The 13400-nt window shown below is 40.9% G+C and carries 19 protein-coding genes, 1 tRNA gene, 2 pseudogenes and 1 riboswitch; of the genes and pseudogenes, 15 read left to right on the top strand and 7 right to left on the bottom strand.

All coding sequences use genetic code 11. The features are described 5' to 3' along the window. Position 1: 1 nt before the first annotated feature. Both AC0DBE_RS08895 and AC0DBE_RS08890 read right to left on the bottom strand, forming a co-directional pair. Positions 2–517, bottom strand: a complete 516-nt coding sequence (locus AC0DBE_RS08895) for a YjcG family protein (protein WP_014113407.1) — start codon at positions 515–517, stop codon at positions 2–4. 36 nt (positions 518–553) lie between these two features. Continuing rightward, positions 554–1276, bottom strand: a complete 723-nt coding sequence (locus AC0DBE_RS08890) for an esterase family protein (RefSeq protein ID WP_014113408.1) — start codon at positions 1274–1276, stop codon at positions 554–556. 167 nt (positions 1277–1443) lie between these two features. After that, positions 1444–1567, top strand: a riboswitch (SAM riboswitch). 68 nt (positions 1568–1635) lie between these two features. Between AC0DBE_RS08890 and metI the strand changes: the two genes are divergently transcribed. Together metI and metC are read left to right on the top strand one after the other, a co-directional pair. Next, positions 1636–2757: a cystathionine gamma-synthase/O-acetylhomoserine thiolyase gene (metI, locus tag AC0DBE_RS08885; protein ID WP_072566832.1), complete on the top strand. Its 1122-nt coding sequence runs from the start codon at positions 1636–1638 to the stop codon at positions 2755–2757. Then, complete coding sequence (gene metC, locus AC0DBE_RS08880; protein WP_061188379.1) at positions 2750–3922, top strand: cystathionine beta-lyase; 1173 nt, start codon at positions 2750–2752, stop codon at positions 3920–3922. The genes metI and metC overlap by 8 nt, the downstream gene beginning before the upstream one ends. Positions 3923–3954: 32 nt before the next feature. Here the strand turns inward: metC and AC0DBE_RS08875 are convergent, their stop codons facing one another. Together AC0DBE_RS08875 and AC0DBE_RS08870 are read right to left on the bottom strand one after the other, a co-directional pair. Further along, on the bottom strand, positions 3955–4497 hold the full coding sequence (locus AC0DBE_RS08875) for a GNAT family N-acetyltransferase (RefSeq protein ID WP_014113411.1): 543 nt from the start codon (positions 4495–4497) through the stop codon (positions 3955–3957). 70 nt (positions 4498–4567) lie between these two features. Continuing rightward, the gene (locus tag AC0DBE_RS08870) at positions 4568–5758 is read right to left on the bottom strand and encodes a DUF819 family protein (protein WP_472961839.1); all 1191 of its coding nucleotides are present in this window, start codon (positions 5756–5758) and stop codon (positions 4568–4570) included. A gap of 172 nt (positions 5759–5930) precedes the next feature. Between AC0DBE_RS08870 and AC0DBE_RS08865 the strand changes: the two genes are divergently transcribed. After that, positions 5931–6003 (top strand) — tRNA-Val (locus AC0DBE_RS08865). A gap of 130 nt (positions 6004–6133) precedes the next feature. Here the strand turns inward: AC0DBE_RS08865 and AC0DBE_RS08860 are convergent. Then, positions 6134–6861 (bottom strand): annotated as a pseudogene (locus AC0DBE_RS08860) (site-specific integrase); the annotation flags it as partial. Between the two features lie 89 nt (positions 6862–6950). Between AC0DBE_RS08860 and AC0DBE_RS08855 the strand changes: the two are divergent. Then, positions 6951–7133, top strand: coding sequence for an XtrA/YqaO family protein (locus AC0DBE_RS08855; RefSeq protein ID WP_061187579.1), 183 nt, complete (start codon positions 6951–6953; stop codon positions 7131–7133). A 317-nt stretch (positions 7134–7450) separates the two neighbouring features. After that, positions 7451–7708 (top strand): hypothetical protein, encoded by a 258-nt coding sequence (locus AC0DBE_RS08850; protein ID WP_061187578.1) that lies wholly within the window; start codon positions 7451–7453, stop codon positions 7706–7708. 318 nt (positions 7709–8026) lie between these two features. On the opposite strand, the gene AC0DBE_RS08845 is transcribed toward AC0DBE_RS08850, so the two are convergent. Together AC0DBE_RS08845 and AC0DBE_RS08840 are read right to left on the bottom strand one after the other, a co-directional pair. After that, entirely contained in the window at positions 8027–8296 is a 270-nt protein-coding gene (locus AC0DBE_RS08845) for a hypothetical protein (RefSeq protein ID WP_061187232.1), read from the bottom strand. A 272-nt stretch (positions 8297–8568) separates the two neighbouring features. Further along, positions 8569–8919 (bottom strand): Ig-like domain-containing protein, encoded by a 351-nt coding sequence (locus AC0DBE_RS08840; RefSeq protein WP_061187233.1) that lies wholly within the window; start codon positions 8917–8919, stop codon positions 8569–8571. A gap of 109 nt (positions 8920–9028) precedes the next feature. Here AC0DBE_RS08840 and AC0DBE_RS08835 point away from each other — a divergent pair, with 109 nt between their 5' ends. The 10 genes and pseudogenes from AC0DBE_RS08835 (at position 9029) to AC0DBE_RS08790 (ending at position 13338) form a co-directional block, all read left to right on the top strand. Beyond that, on the top strand, positions 9029–9205 hold the full coding sequence (locus AC0DBE_RS08835; protein ID WP_157883191.1) for a hypothetical protein: 177 nt from the start codon (positions 9029–9031) through the stop codon (positions 9203–9205). Positions 9206–9300: 95 nt separating this feature from the next. Further along, positions 9301–10026: a TRADD-N-associated membrane domain-containing protein gene (locus tag AC0DBE_RS08830; protein ID WP_061187234.1), complete on the top strand. Its 726-nt coding sequence runs from the start codon at positions 9301–9303 to the stop codon at positions 10024–10026. A 130-nt stretch (positions 10027–10156) separates the two neighbouring features. After that, a complete protein-coding gene (locus tag AC0DBE_RS08825) occupies positions 10157–10288 on the top strand; it encodes a hypothetical protein (protein ID WP_061187235.1) in 132 nt (43 codons plus the stop codon). A gap of 15 nt (positions 10289–10303) precedes the next feature. Next, positions 10304–10473 (top strand): annotated as a pseudogene (locus AC0DBE_RS08820) (hypothetical protein). A gap of 35 nt (positions 10474–10508) precedes the next feature. Further along, the gene (locus AC0DBE_RS08815) at positions 10509–11024 is read left to right on the top strand and encodes a sigma-70 family RNA polymerase sigma factor (protein ID WP_472961835.1); all 516 of its coding nucleotides are present in this window, start codon (positions 10509–10511) and stop codon (positions 11022–11024) included. Positions 11025–11151: 127 nt separating this feature from the next. Then, entirely contained in the window at positions 11152–11301 is a 150-nt protein-coding gene (locus tag AC0DBE_RS08810) for a hypothetical protein (protein ID WP_186302382.1), read from the top strand. Positions 11302–11539: 238 nt separating this feature from the next. Further along, the gene (locus AC0DBE_RS08805) at positions 11540–11752 is read left to right on the top strand and encodes a transcriptional regulator (protein WP_044445062.1); all 213 of its coding nucleotides are present in this window, start codon (positions 11540–11542) and stop codon (positions 11750–11752) included. Positions 11753–11903: 151 nt separating this feature from the next. Next, positions 11904–12530, top strand: a complete 627-nt coding sequence (locus AC0DBE_RS08800) for a hypothetical protein (RefSeq protein WP_242734973.1) — start codon at positions 11904–11906, stop codon at positions 12528–12530. A gap of 269 nt (positions 12531–12799) precedes the next feature. Then, entirely contained in the window at positions 12800–12991 is a 192-nt protein-coding gene (locus tag AC0DBE_RS08795) for a hypothetical protein (RefSeq protein ID WP_242734971.1), read from the top strand. A 179-nt stretch (positions 12992–13170) separates the two neighbouring features. Beyond that, positions 13171–13338: a hypothetical protein gene (locus AC0DBE_RS08790; protein WP_242734969.1), complete on the top strand. Its 168-nt coding sequence runs from the start codon at positions 13171–13173 to the stop codon at positions 13336–13338. Positions 13339–13400 lie beyond the last annotated feature (62 nt).

Genomic DNA, 13400 nt, shown 5'->3' with positions numbered 1-13400 from the left:
ATTATTCTCCTCCGCCTAGCAAGAAGGTTTCATATACTGTCCACGATCCGTTTTCTAGCTGGTAAAGCAAGTGGAAACGATCAACGATTTCTTCATGCGACACTTCCTGCATTTTTAATTGTCCCAGCACATCTGAATGCTCATCGTCGGAAAGATTTTGGCCGACCGTCACATGCGGAACGAAATTATATTCCTGTTCACCAGCCAACACACCGGTGTATAATTTTTCATTGAGTGTTTTTAATTCTTCCGTCGGCTCTGCTTTGATGTAAATGACATTATTGACAGGCGCAAATGAGCTGTATTTTGTCATTTTGAGAACGATCGGATGGGACTCCTTTGCGATGTTTCTCAGATGTGATACAAGCTGATCCGCTTTCTCCTCTTTACATTCAAACGATGCTCTCAGCGTCAAATGGGGCGGGATCAGGGAATAGCTCGGATCATAGCGCTTTCTGTAAGAGTTCGCAAGGTCTTGGAGTTTTTTTGATGGAAATAAAACGATTCCGTATTTCATATTATGTCCCTCCTGGAAATAAAGTATGATAGAATATCAAAGCATTTTTTTCAGCGCCGGCGTGATGAGCGGCTGCCAGTATGTCCATTTGTGATCTCCGTCAAATGATTCAAAATAATAATCGGAAAGCTTCTCCTCCAGCAGCTGTTTCAGCTCCTGATTCGGTTCTGTAAAGTCCAGAATGTTTCCGTCTGTCGTGTGGACGTCAGTTTCTTTTGTTCCGATTTGGTGATAAATAGAGAGGTGTTTGATATCGTCTGACTGTTTCACAGCTCCCAATACATGTTTGTCAACATAGGGAGACTGCATGATGATGTTTCCGAACATATTCGGATAATCAAGCGCTGTCATAAGAGAAACGGTCGCTCCGAGAGAATCACCGATCAGCGTCCGACCGTAGCCGACTTGATAGGTTGGATACTCGTCATCCGCAAACGGAACGAGCTCATGGGCGATGAACCGTTTATACGCCGAAAATTTTGAGCCTTCCGGATGATAGGTTTTTCTGCGCTCTTTTACATCCTTATAAGGAACACCGATAATAATGCTCCGGTCTATTTCTCGCTTGGACAGCAATTCTTCGACCTGTCTGCCGATTCTCCCCAGCCTGAAATAATCGTGGCCGTCCTGCGCGATAATGACATGGTATTTATAAAGCGGGGAGTAGTTGGACGGCAGATAAACGAGCAATGTCATTTCCTCGTTAAGCTCTTTTGAAAAGAATTTCTTTTCTTGCACTGTGCCGTTTTTCGGTGCCATAATGCATTCCTCCAGGACATCACTAGACTTTCTTGCTGTTTTCCATTATTGTACCATGAATTATTAGAAATTTCTCTCTTTAAACTGTTCGGAACTCGAAGAAAAAAGTGTTGAAATAAACTGCAAATTGCGCTAATATAAAACAATCAGAAAATTGAAATCGATATTTCTTATCGTGAGAGGTGGAGGGACTGGCCCTTAGAAACCTCAGCAACCGGCTTGTTTTGCATTATGTGCAAAACGCCAAGGTGCTAAATCCAGCAAGCGTTTTTTATGCTTGGAAGATAAGAAGAAGCGTTAAACCCCTTCTTCTTATGAGGAAGGGGTTTTTTATTTTGAAAAGGGAAGGTGTCAGCTATATGTCACAGCACGTTGAAACGAAATTAGCCCAAATTGGAAACCGAAGCGACGAAGTAACGGGAACAGTGAGTCCTCCTATTTATTTATCAACAGCATACCGCCACAGAGGAATCGGAGAATCTACCGGATTTGATTATGTCCGCACAAAAAATCCGACACGCCAGCTTGTTGAGGACGCGATCGCCAGCTTAGAAAACGGAGCGAGAGGGCTTGCCTTCAGTTCGGGAATGGCTGCCATCCAAACGATTATGGCGCTGTTTAAAAGCGGAGATGAACTGATCGTTTCATCGGACCTATATGGCGGCACATATCGTCTGTTTGAAAACGAATGGAAAAAATATGGATTGACCTTTCATTACGATGATTTCAGCGATGAGGACTGTTTACGCTCTAAGATTACGCCGAATACAAAAGCGGTGTTTGTGGAAACACCGACAAATCCGCTCATGCAGGAGGCGGACATTGAAAAGATCGCCCGGATCACAAAAGAGTACGGTCTTCTGCTGATCGTTGATAATACATTTTATACACCGGTCTTGCAAAGGCCGCTTGAGCTGGGAGCCGACATTGTGATTCACAGTGCAACCAAGTATTTAGGCGGGCATAACGACCTGCTTGCGGGACTTGTCGTTGTAAAGGATGAGCAGCTTGGTGAGGAAATGTTTCAACACCAAAATGCGATCGGCGCCGTCCTGCCTCCGTTTGATTCGTGGCTTCTGATGAGAGGAATGAAGACGCTGAGCCTCAGAATGCGCCAGCATCAGGCAAACGCGCAGGAGCTTGCGGCGTTTTTAGAAGAGCAGGAAGAAATTTCTGATGTACTATATCCCGGAAAAGGCGGCATGCTGTCCTTCCGTCTGCAGAAAGAAGAGTGGGTCAATCCATTTTTAAAAGCGCTGAAGACCATTTGTTTTGCAGAAAGCCTCGGCGGGGTGGAGAGCTTTATTACATACCCTGCCACACAGACGCACATGGATATTCCTGAAGAAATCCGCATCGCAAACGGAGTCTGCAATCGCTTGCTGCGTTTTTCAGTCGGAATTGAACATGCGGAAGATTTAAAAGAAGACTTAAAACAGGCGTTATGTCAGGTCAAAGAGGGAGCTGTTTCATTTGAGTAATCACAATTGGACGCTGGAAACCCAGCTCGTGCACAATCCATTTAAAACAGACGGCACAACAGGAGCGGTCAGTGTACCGATCCAGCACGCATCAACTTTTCACCAATCTTCATTTGAAGAGTTTGGCGCATATGATTACAGCCGCTCAGGAACGCCGACAAGAACAGCACTCGAAGAAACAATTGCCGCACTGGAAGGCGGAACGAGAGGATTTGCTTTCAGTTCAGGCATGGCTGCGATCTCAACAGCATTTTTATTGCTGTCACAGGGTGACCACGTTCTTGTGACAGAAGATGTATATGGCGGAACCTTCCGCATGGTAACAGAGGTGCTGACCCGGTTTGGCATTGAGCACACGTTTGTTGATATGACGGATAGTAACGAAGTGGCGCGGAATATCAAGCCGAATACAAAGGTCATTTATATGGAGACACCGTCAAATCCGACACTTGGGATTACTGATATTAAAGCGGTTGTTCAGCTTGCAAAAGAAAACGGCTGTTTGACCTTTCTGGACAATACATTCATGACACCTGCACTGCAGCGTCCGCTTGATCTCGGTGTGGATATTGTGCTTCACAGTGCAACAAAGTTCTTGAGCGGACACAGTGATGTGCTCTCAGGCCTGGCTGCTGTAAAGGATGAAGAGCTTGGGAAGCAGCTGTATAAGCTGCAAAACTCGTTCGGCGCCGTCCTTGGCGTGCAAGATTGCTGGCTTGTGCTGCGCGGATTAAAAACATTGCAGGTCCGTTTAGAAAAAGCAAGTCAAACAGCTGAGCGGCTTGCGGAATTTTTCCAGAAGCATCCGGCGGTGAAGCGCGTGTATTATCCGGGGCTGGCTGATCATCCGGGCGCTGAAATCCATAAAAGCCAGTCAACGGGAGCGGGCGCCGTGCTATCTTTTGAGCTTGAAAGCAAAGAGGCCGTTAAGAAATTAGTAGAGAATGTATCACTTCCGGTCTTTGCTGTAAGCCTCGGCGCCGTGGAATCGATTTTGTCTTATCCGGCAACGATGTCTCACGCGGCAATGCCTAAGGAAGAGCGTGAAAAACGCGGCATCACAGACGGCCTGCTCCGTCTTAGCGTGGGAGTCGAACATGCAGACGATTTAGAACGTGATTTCGCACAAGCGCTGAAAGAAATTGCGCCAGTGGCGGTTCGATAAAAAGAAGCCGGGGATGGCCCCGGCTTCTTTTGTTATTCATCATCAGGATTCAGAATCGCGAGGACTTGATGATCCTCCCAAACGCCGTTGATTTTCACATTTTTTCGGGCGATGCCCTCTTTATGAAATCCCGCTTTTTCCAATACACGCATGGACCCGAGGTTGCGGGGCATCACACCGGCTTCAATACGGTGCAGTTTCAATTCGTGAAACGCAAAATCAACAATCAATTTGACGGTCTCTGTCATAAGGCCCTTTCCATTATGGGCTTTGTCTAAAAAATACCCGATGAACGCAGTTTGCAGCGCCCCGCGAATGATTTGAAAGAGCGAAACCGTCCCGATTAATGTATTGTCTGACGCAGCGAAAATGCCAAAATGATACTCTTCATCTTCCTCCAGTCTTTGCTGATACTCTGCTATTCTTTTTCTTTGCCCCTCAACCGTATAGTAATCGTCTGCGCGTATCATGGAGAACTGTTCAAAGAAATCCTGGTTTTCGCTTTGCAGCCGCAGATTTTCTTCCGCATCCTTTACTTCTAAAGGTCTTACATAGATGTTTTTTCCTTTTAACATATCAGTGATCTCTCCGTTCTCATGTCAGCATTCCTCTTACATTATTCTGAGGAAAGTGTAAAAATCCTTTTTATAAGAAAGAAGAAAACCAGTTTCCCATAAAGGTGCCGACATAGTTCCCAATTAAGTAGCCGAGCGTACCGACAAGCATGATCGGGGCGACAAGCTCCCGCCATCCCTTGGCAATTGCCATCGCAGCTGCGGTCGTAGGCCCCCCGACAGCAGCGTTGACAGCGAGCAGAATTTCTTCAAGCCGCACGCGGAACAATTTTCCGACGGCTAAGGAAACAGTTAAATTGCTAATCGCAATGATAAACACAAATAATAGAATAAAAGGCGCATTGGTAACGATTAAGCGCAGATCTGCAGGAATGCCGATCACCACAAAAAACAAATATATCAAAAAGGTTCCAAGCTCTTGAGATCCATTAAGCCTTTCAAAAAAACGCGGGAATAGAAAAATGATAAAAACAGTTAAAGACGTGAGCATCAGATACTGATCGCCAAGCGTTCCGGTCAAAAGGGGATGAGAAAAAAGGCTTTTAAAAAAGCCGGAAATCTTCACACTAACTGCAACAAGCGCAAAAGCAGCACCAGCATTAAAAGCGATATCCTTTAAGGAAATGTCCTTCCGTTTCCAATAGCTTTCTGCACTGTTTCCGCTCTTTCCATCGGCTTTTACTTTTTCTTCAAACGGCATAGCATAATGCCGCTGAAACCATTTAACTGCAGGAATGCTGATTAATATAAAAAACAAAAGCGCCATCATAACATTATCAGCCACAACGGTAGCTGACACATATTCCCCCGGTGTCTCAAATTTTGCTGCCATCGCCGCAAAGTTGATCCCGCCGCCGATATATGAGGCGCTGATCATCCCGCCGATTTTATCGAGATAAGGAATATGCTGTTTGAAAAGAAAAAAAGAGAGAACGCTCCCAAGCACAGTGCCAGCAGAGCTAATCAGAAAAATAAACAGCAAACGCCTGCTTTCCTTAAAAATCTGCCGCACATTGATCTGAAACAGCAAAAGGGGAATCGCCAGGGGCACCACATAAGCCCACACAGTATCATACACAGGCGACTCAACAGGAAGCACTCCTATATTTGTAAACACCATAGCACCTAAAAGCGCAATGATAGCACCCGACACAGCGGACGCCCACTTAAAGCGCTGCTCCAGCCCGATGCTCACTGCCGCCCACACCGCAATAAACCCCCACAATACCCAAACATCATCAGAAGAAATCAAAGAATGCAAAACCCCATCACTCCTATTGTTGGAAAATTAAGACATATTATAATAGCCGGGGAACGGAACAGCAAGTCCGAAAAAAGTTTTTCTGAAAAAGCAGTTGACGAATAGAAGGGAAGGTTATATAATAGAACTTGTCAGAAAGACAACAACATACCCAGCAACACATACATATCATGATTCCGTAGCTCAGCTGGGAGAGCGCTACCTTGACAGGGTAGAGGTCGCTGGTTCGAGCCCAGTCGGAATCATAGCTTAAACCCTTGCGTAGCAAGGGTTTTTTACTTTGCTTATTTATTGATTTTGTCATCATTCATCGAGTTGGGGACGAATTGGGGACGAAATTATTTTTTTGAGCTGATTTTGAAGGGGAATTCAAAATCAACTCTGTTTTTGTGCTAGGTTTCTAGGATCGAACTGGTTAAAGTGTTTTACTGTGCTGTTTTCGAGTTTCTCGGTAACATGACCATAAATATCACTAGTTGTTCGAGCGCTGGCATGTCCAGCTCTTCTTTGAATAGCACTGAGACTTTCGCCAGCTTCCATAGGGAGAGCCACCATAGTATGCCGCAAGTCATGAAGACGAATATCTTTTAGGCCGTACTTCTTTTTTATTTTAGCCCATTTTGCGGTAGGGGTTGTATAGTAGTAAGGTTTTCCTTTACCACTGTGAAATACATATTGATGTTCTCCGCCTTCCCAGGCATCGCCAAGCGACAATTTTTCTTTTTTCCGTATGCGATAATATTTAGCCAACTCATCCATATAAAAATCAGGCATTTTAACGAATTGTTGAGGAACTTTTTGACTTTGGACTTTTGACGTGAGGTTCTCCGTTAATTGTTTTAGAAATTGATCTATTTACGTATATTCCACCTTTGGCCCAATCTACATACAAGTGCCATTCATAAGCAAGAGCTTCTCCACTACGAAGCCCCCCGATCAGAGCTGCAAGATAATATAATATCTATTTCATACAACACTTTAATACATTCAGCTGCTTCTTCCGATTCAAGAAAGTTCATTTCCTTATTCTCAGCTTCAAGTGAATTCAATCCCTCCATAGGATCATCTTTTATCAATTTCCATTCCTCTGTTGCGGTTTTAAGGACCCTTAAACACACAAAAAACACCGAAGCAGAGCCCGGCGCTTTGATATGAACTGGTACTTCTATCATAGCACAGGGGGGCGCTAAGAATGTACAACCCAAGAAAAAATAATTTAAGCAAAGATACAATAATCCAGCAGGCAATCGAGCCGGGCAAAATACAAATTCTTATTTTAGATGGGAACGAGGGCACTGCATATGTCCTTGAAGCCCCAGAACACGGAGAAACAATCATTCAAACAATTAAGGGCGGTCTGGCTCGTTTAGATTAAATAGCAGGGGCTTTCCCCTGCGGGGGAGGAACGGACATGTAAGAGAGAATTGAACGTCTAAAAAAACTGACATACATTCCTCAGAAGGAAATTGCTTGGCTTATCGAGCAAGCTGAACTGGCTGTTAAGCAACGAGAAATCATCGAGGAAAACAAACGCCAGCAGGAAGTAACGTTTCATCAATTCCGGCAGGCTCAAAAGGACATTCAGCATTTAAGCGGGGATAGGAAACGATCCAAACAGGCATTAGAGAAGATCATTACTAATCTGAATTTCACAATAACAGTTGGCCAAAACGAATTGGAGGGTGATGTGAAATGATCCCTTTACAAGTTGAGCTCCAGTGGGCAGTCAAAGCCACGAAAGACGAAGCGATGACAGTTGAGCAGGCGGCGGAATATTTGAAAGTGCATCCAGATTACATACCGGTGCTCGTTGCAAAGTCAGACGATCTGAAAATGATCGGTGAGGAAACTATCATTGCAAAACGTGATAAGACAAATGGCTGGCTTCTCGGTGGGGTTGCGGTGGTTTTATTCTTTGCAATTGCGGTTCTGCCGGGGATAGGGGGATAGGGACTTTTTATAAAGCCCCATAAGGAAAGTGAGTTAAACCATAAAGAATGGCTGCAGTTGCTAAAACACTGAATAAAATTCCAGCCAGTGGTTTTTCAAGAACAAATCTTATGTAGTCCAAAAACTTACCTCCAAACATATTTGATTAGTTCAATAGTAACAAATGGAAGAGTGAATTTCTGTTAAATCTTCATTACAAAAGGAAAGGTGAGCATGATCGAATACAGCTGCCCTGAATGTGATTAAGATAGATTAGAAAGGTAATGGGTTTGTCCAAAAAAAGAGATAAGAGAAAAATCTCTTATCTCTCAGATAATCTTAATACCAACCTTGGTATTCACCAGTCCATGTGCCATCACTGTTCTGCCAGGCATCTTTTAAATAGTATTTAACACCACTAAATACTGTTACATTAAGAAGTTCTCCACGCGTATTAGCTTTGATATATATAGTTTTTAACACAGCCTGAGGAGTTGCAGTTTTATGACTCGCGCCATCTGCGGTAGGGCCTGCAGCAAAAGCAGGAGCTGCGGAAACGAGTAAAGCAAGGGACAATGCGGAACCTGTTAAAACTTTTTTCAATTTCATTTTAAACACTCCCTTTGGTTTTTTAATACAACTGTATTATTGCATAGAATACAAAAATATCCAAGGGAATTTTTGTTAATGTTTTGTGAACTTAGTTGAAATATAGAAATCCGCCCAGATGTCTGCTGCCCGTAATACAGCTGCAGCATGGGCGTTGAGGAGGAATTTTGTGTGGGTTAATGGGAGGAGTAAGGTGAAGAGGCAAAAGGTTATTCTAACCAAAAGAAGAGCCAATATTTGGCCCTTCTTGATGGTTGGAAATATTTAAAAGATTATTTTACAGTTACAGTTACGACTCCGAGTATTGACCTGTCAGACTTAAATAAAGTAATGTGGGCAGTCCCTTTACTAACACCAGTAACAACACCATATTTATCTACTTTGGCTATTCCACTAGCATCAGAAGAGTAAGTTTCAGCTACTGGATTAGCTACACTTGCAGTTTTGCCTACTGCCAAATCAATTGAATAGTCTTGTACTTTTATAGGACCGGAAACAGTCGTAACACTTTCCGCTGTATTACTTGGAGAAATCTGTACTTCTTTTGCAGAGGCTGCACCACTAACCGCCAAAGCTAATGCTGATACTGATAATGCAGAAACCAACGTTTTTTTGAAATTCATTTTGAAACACTCCTTTAAAGTTTTTTGTGTGGCATATAATAGATGCGCCAAAAGTAATTATTTTCCTTGTAAATAAATGTTAATCATTTGTGAACAATAGGGGGATTGGATGGCACTCAGAATATTGTTTTTGCTGATAGGATGCGGGTTCTGGATTTATTTCCAACACGATTACAGGCCGGACATGAAAGCGAACCTTGCTTTGATCGGGGCAATCATTTCATTTACGGCTGCGGCTTACTTTAAAGATATTGATAAGTATATAAAGAAAGAGGAGAAAGGGTAATTATTAACCCAATAAAATCCTTAATAGAAATCGTATTAAAGCCGATATGATAAAATAGGGTTTATTGTAAATAATCGGTTTCAGGAGGAAATGGTTTGAAGGATGTTTTGTCTCTATTTGATTCACCAGAAGCTCTTTCTGCGTTGATGTCAGTATTTTTTAGCCTTACCTTTCTCTTTATAACAGTTTTTACTGTTATAAAGAGAAAACATGAAGAGAGATACTTAAGGACATTGAGGGAATTTGAATTTCTTAAAGAACATACTAAGAATCTCGATGAAAAAGAAGAACAAGAAGCACAAAAAAATGTGATGAAACAAGAACAAGAAGTAAAGTCTCATGAAAGACCCTATGAAAAACCTTATAAAAAACTTCATGAAAAACCATATGAAAGAACATTGGGTATATATCAACAACAAGCTACTAATCATTCAAATTTGCAATTCTATGTTGGTCTAATTATGTCTATAGTTGGTTTTATCCTTTTAATAGGTATCATCATTTTTGCTGTTGGCTCAGACAACACTGTTAGTAGTGCAATTAGTGTTGTTGGAAGTTTAATTTTTGAAGGGATTTCACTTATGTTCTTAAAGGAGTCACAAAAGCTACGGATACGTGTAAAGGAATACCATGATAGTGTATTAGAAAATTCTAATAGAAAAGAATCAATAGACTTGGCGGATAAAATTCAAGATGAAAAATTACGTTCATTAGTACAGGCCCAATTAGCTTTTCATTTAATGGGAATTGATCCTGGCACATTGAACATTTCAAATCTTTCAGACAATAATAGTTCTCTAACTGAGGATAATTCAAATTAAATAAGTCCAAGACGGAAAGCCTGCGGACACTGAACTTACAGCATTGCGCTGTTTGTTCGGTGTCCGTTTTTTATTTCGCAACTATCTGGATGTCTATCGCGATTACTAGCAATGAAAGGAGTGATTGGACATGAAACAAGCCAAAAAGAAATCATCACAGAAGCAACAGGAGCGCTCAGATCGTTTCTGGCAATCAATGATGAACACAAACATGCAAACACTCAGACGCGGCAAAGGCGGCGCTTATAAACGCAGAAAGTAAAAGGGGAGTTTCAGGATGAAATACGGATTCGCTTATAAAAACGGAAAGCTTGTAAATATCTTTTGCGGCAAAGAAGAGCTCTATAACGAGCTGAAAGCCTTCCTAGTCAAAACCTTCAGTATCAGCGTGAAAGAGGTATCAAGGCTTCAGTATATCACAAAACAAAAAGCAAACAACTGGCATGATACGTATTCATTTTGAAATAAAGGAATGATGGCTAATGCAGGATTTAATTCTTGAATATAAAAGAGCATTAAAAGAAGCGAGAAAGATGTATCGGGCATTCTCGGAAACACCAGAAATTGAAATGACAGCCAAACAAAAGAACGATAAGAAAATCATTGGCAGTATGATCAGCGATATTGAATTTACTCTCGAATGGCTGCAGAACGGAAGACAACCAGGAGCACGCCGGGGAGCTGATAGAAGGGACGTTTACCAAAGAACGATTCTTGCTGATCCTCGTATCATTGATGCAATGCCAGAGGAATATGCGATCAATCAGGAGCCAGAAGGAGAGGTAAGCGATTGGGACAAAGAAAGAATTGCTGATGCCCTTTCTGTCCTTACTGAAAGAGAGAAGGACATTTTCATTATGCACACTGTGCAAAACATGTCCTTTGAAGAGATCGCCCAGCTGCTGGACATTAAAAAAGGAACAGTGCAGAAAAACATTGAGCGTTCCCGTTTGAAAATGAAAAATAGAGCAGAACACAGCCTATTCTGTTTAGCATGAATAGGTTGTTTTTTTTGTCTAAAAACAATATTTTTTGGTAAAAAGCCTAAATTTTCTCTGTATTTATATTGACGGTGGTAAATATGGATGGTATAATTAAAGTATCGAAAGGAGGTGTTGAAAGAGCATGGAAATGGTTGAAATTATCCTTCGGGACTTGGCTTGGCTGGTTGCAATCCTTACCGGAATTACAACGATGGTCAAGAACATCAAGGAAATGAAGGATAATAAAAACAAAAAACGACGTTCTCCCGCCAAGAAGAAACGTCGCAAATAAGTCACCGAGGGGATTCACTTCCCCTCACCTTATTATAACACTTTGAGTTCCATGCTCAAACAAATGAAAAAATTAGTAGACGGGTCAACGGTAATATTCTTTGTTATGTTCGTGGCAGTGTTTGCAAACTTTGATTATGATCATCTTGGTACTTTGGATATCATTACAATGGTTTTGGCTCTTAGTTGGTTGGTAATCACTATTATAAATATCATCCTAAAATGGAGGAACACGCGGAATGACTAAGTTTGTTTTTGAAAGTATTGACGAGCTGAGAGAGTTCATGGACAAAGAAGTCATAACGACATCTGAAGCCATTGAGATTATCGGATGCAGCCGGCAGAACCTCAAGCAGCTGGTTGATTACAAAACATTGATTCCGATTAAAACAACAAATAGAGATCGCCTATTCTTGAGAAAAGACATTGAAGGCTATAAAAAGAAACGTTGATGGCACCCGCAGCTGAAGGGTGCTTTTTTATTTATCGTCATTATTTTTGCATACCTATTATTAAAATATGTTATTTACTGTCGATATTTGGTGTATTATACTAAAAAAAGTTGATTCAATTTGCTTGAATTATCTTAGAAAGGAGCATAGTATGAATGTATATCCAATCGTAAAAGAAGTCATTACAATGCTTTATTATATTGCTAGTATTGGGTTAGCTGCTGGTATTTTTATTGCAATTAAACAATTAAATCTAATGAAAGAAGATATGAGAACTAAAAATAAGCGAGCCTCAATTGAAAAAAGTATAGAGTATCTTAACTGGTTTGCAACTTCTTTTATACCGTTACAAATGGAGTATTCTTCAAGACTGGAAGGCAAACCTATTAAACTTACTGAAAGAAACCATAAAAAAGAATTTTTGGCTTCGGAAATTTTAGATCCTGCAAGTTTGGAATGTAAGTTTGATGCAGGTGTAAGTCATCTTGCTAATCAGTTAGAGTTTTTTAGTGCAGCTATGATGAGTGGTTTAGCTGATGAAGAATTGGCATTTAATCCACTTTCTCATATCTTTTGTGAATTTATAGATCATAATTACGATGTTTATTGCTACCTCAGAACGGATATAGAACATAACTTTAGTAATACAGTTCGTCTGTATAAAATGTGGGCAGAGAGAATACATTCCAATGAGCTTATGAAGGAAAAACAGGAAATTAGTGAGAAGTTGGCTAAACTGAACCTTAGTAAAGTTAATACGATTGGAAATGAAATTTAGAGGGGAGAATTTATATGTCAGTAATAGCATTCCCAACTCCAAAGACAAAATCTAATGAAGTACATAATTATGCTGAATTGTTATCTGAAGCATTTAAAGTTTTACAGGAGCAATCCGAATCTAAAAAATAATACCTGAAAAGCACCTTAAAGGTGCTTTTTTTTGTCTTACGACTGCCACCTATTTATGAAGGGGCTTTCGTTCGACAAATTTTGCAAATTATTCCTTTATCACGCTCCTTATCCGATAATAAGGTGGGAGGTGAGAGTATGAATGTAACTATAAAAATGAGTAATGGTGATAATTTTATAATAAATGACTTAAAAGATACAGAAGTACTGGAAGTCGCACTATACGATTTCTTAGATGGTGAGAAAGTTTTTAAAAACCGCATGATTCCACTTAGCGACGTTGATTTTATAAATCCAACACAAATATCATCAATTAAAATTGAAGAATAAAAAGGGAGAGCCATTCTGGCTCTTTTTTTATATTCTCTGTAAACCGGGTCCAGTGAATCTCAGGTAAGACTATTGGCGGCTGACGGCCTCTGAGTTTGGGCTTGGTTTAGAGAGAATATATAGTTTAGGTGGAAAATCTTTGATATATTATTTTTTAGATAGAGAGAGAGGTGATAAACATGGCGACCTATAAAATCACTTTTATAAATGGTGAAGTAGTTCATCATCAAGGTCGATTTAAAGCTGATCTTGACGACATTAGTAAAGGCAAAATCAAATTTTATGAATTTGACGGAGTCTTATATAATGTAGATCACATTTTTTCCATTGAGGAGATAGTTGGATAATCGTCACTAAGAGCCTATAGGGCTCTTTTTTATTTTCCGAAACAACACGAATCAGAAGGGGG

It is taken from the genome of Bacillus sp. VA15 (assembly GCF_055721145.1).
This window is presented reverse-complemented; position numbering and strand designations above follow the sequence as displayed.

Excerpts from the sequence above, each read along its gene's own strand:
- AC0DBE_RS08890 (WP_014113408.1), bottom strand. The coding sequence starts at position 1,276 with ATGGCACCGAAAAACGGCACAGTGCAAGAAAAGAAATTCTTTTCAAAA.
- AC0DBE_RS08790 (WP_242734969.1), top strand. The coding sequence starts at position 13,171 with ATGGCGACCTATAAAATCACTTTTATAAATGGTGAAGTAGTTCATCAT.
- metI (WP_072566832.1), top strand. The coding sequence starts at position 1,636 with ATGTCACAGCACGTTGAAACGAAATTAGCCCAAATTGGAAACCGAAGC.
- AC0DBE_RS08875 (WP_014113411.1), bottom strand. The coding sequence starts at position 4,497 with ATGTTAAAAGGAAAAAACATCTATGTAAGACCTTTAGAAGTAAAGGAT.
- AC0DBE_RS08855 (WP_061187579.1), top strand. The coding sequence starts at position 6,951 with ATGTACAACCCAAGAAAAAATAATTTAAGCAAAGATACAATAATCCAG.
- AC0DBE_RS08845 (WP_061187232.1), bottom strand. The coding sequence starts at position 8,296 with ATGAAATTGAAAAAAGTTTTAACAGGTTCCGCATTGTCCCTTGCTTTA.
- AC0DBE_RS08805 (WP_044445062.1), top strand. The coding sequence starts at position 11,540 with ATGACTAAGTTTGTTTTTGAAAGTATTGACGAGCTGAGAGAGTTCATG.
- AC0DBE_RS08825 (WP_061187235.1), top strand. The coding sequence starts at position 10,157 with ATGAAACAAGCCAAAAAGAAATCATCACAGAAGCAACAGGAGCGCTCA.
- AC0DBE_RS08850 (WP_061187578.1), top strand. The coding sequence starts at position 7,451 with ATGATCCCTTTACAAGTTGAGCTCCAGTGGGCAGTCAAAGCCACGAAA.
- AC0DBE_RS08840 (WP_061187233.1), bottom strand. The coding sequence starts at position 8,919 with ATGAATTTCAAAAAAACGTTGGTTTCTGCATTATCAGTATCAGCATTA.
- AC0DBE_RS08810 (WP_186302382.1), top strand. The coding sequence starts at position 11,152 with ATGGAAATGGTTGAAATTATCCTTCGGGACTTGGCTTGGCTGGTTGCA.
- AC0DBE_RS08800 (WP_242734973.1), top strand. The coding sequence starts at position 11,904 with ATGAATGTATATCCAATCGTAAAAGAAGTCATTACAATGCTTTATTAT.
- AC0DBE_RS08815 (WP_472961835.1), top strand. The coding sequence starts at position 10,509 with ATGCAGGATTTAATTCTTGAATATAAAAGAGCATTAAAAGAAGCGAGA.
- AC0DBE_RS08895 (WP_014113407.1), bottom strand. The coding sequence starts at position 517 with ATGAAATACGGAATCGTTTTATTTCCATCAAAAAAACTCCAAGACCTT.
- AC0DBE_RS08795 (WP_242734971.1), top strand. The coding sequence starts at position 12,800 with ATGAATGTAACTATAAAAATGAGTAATGGTGATAATTTTATAATAAAT.
- AC0DBE_RS08835 (WP_157883191.1), top strand. The coding sequence starts at position 9,029 with ATGGCACTCAGAATATTGTTTTTGCTGATAGGATGCGGGTTCTGGATT.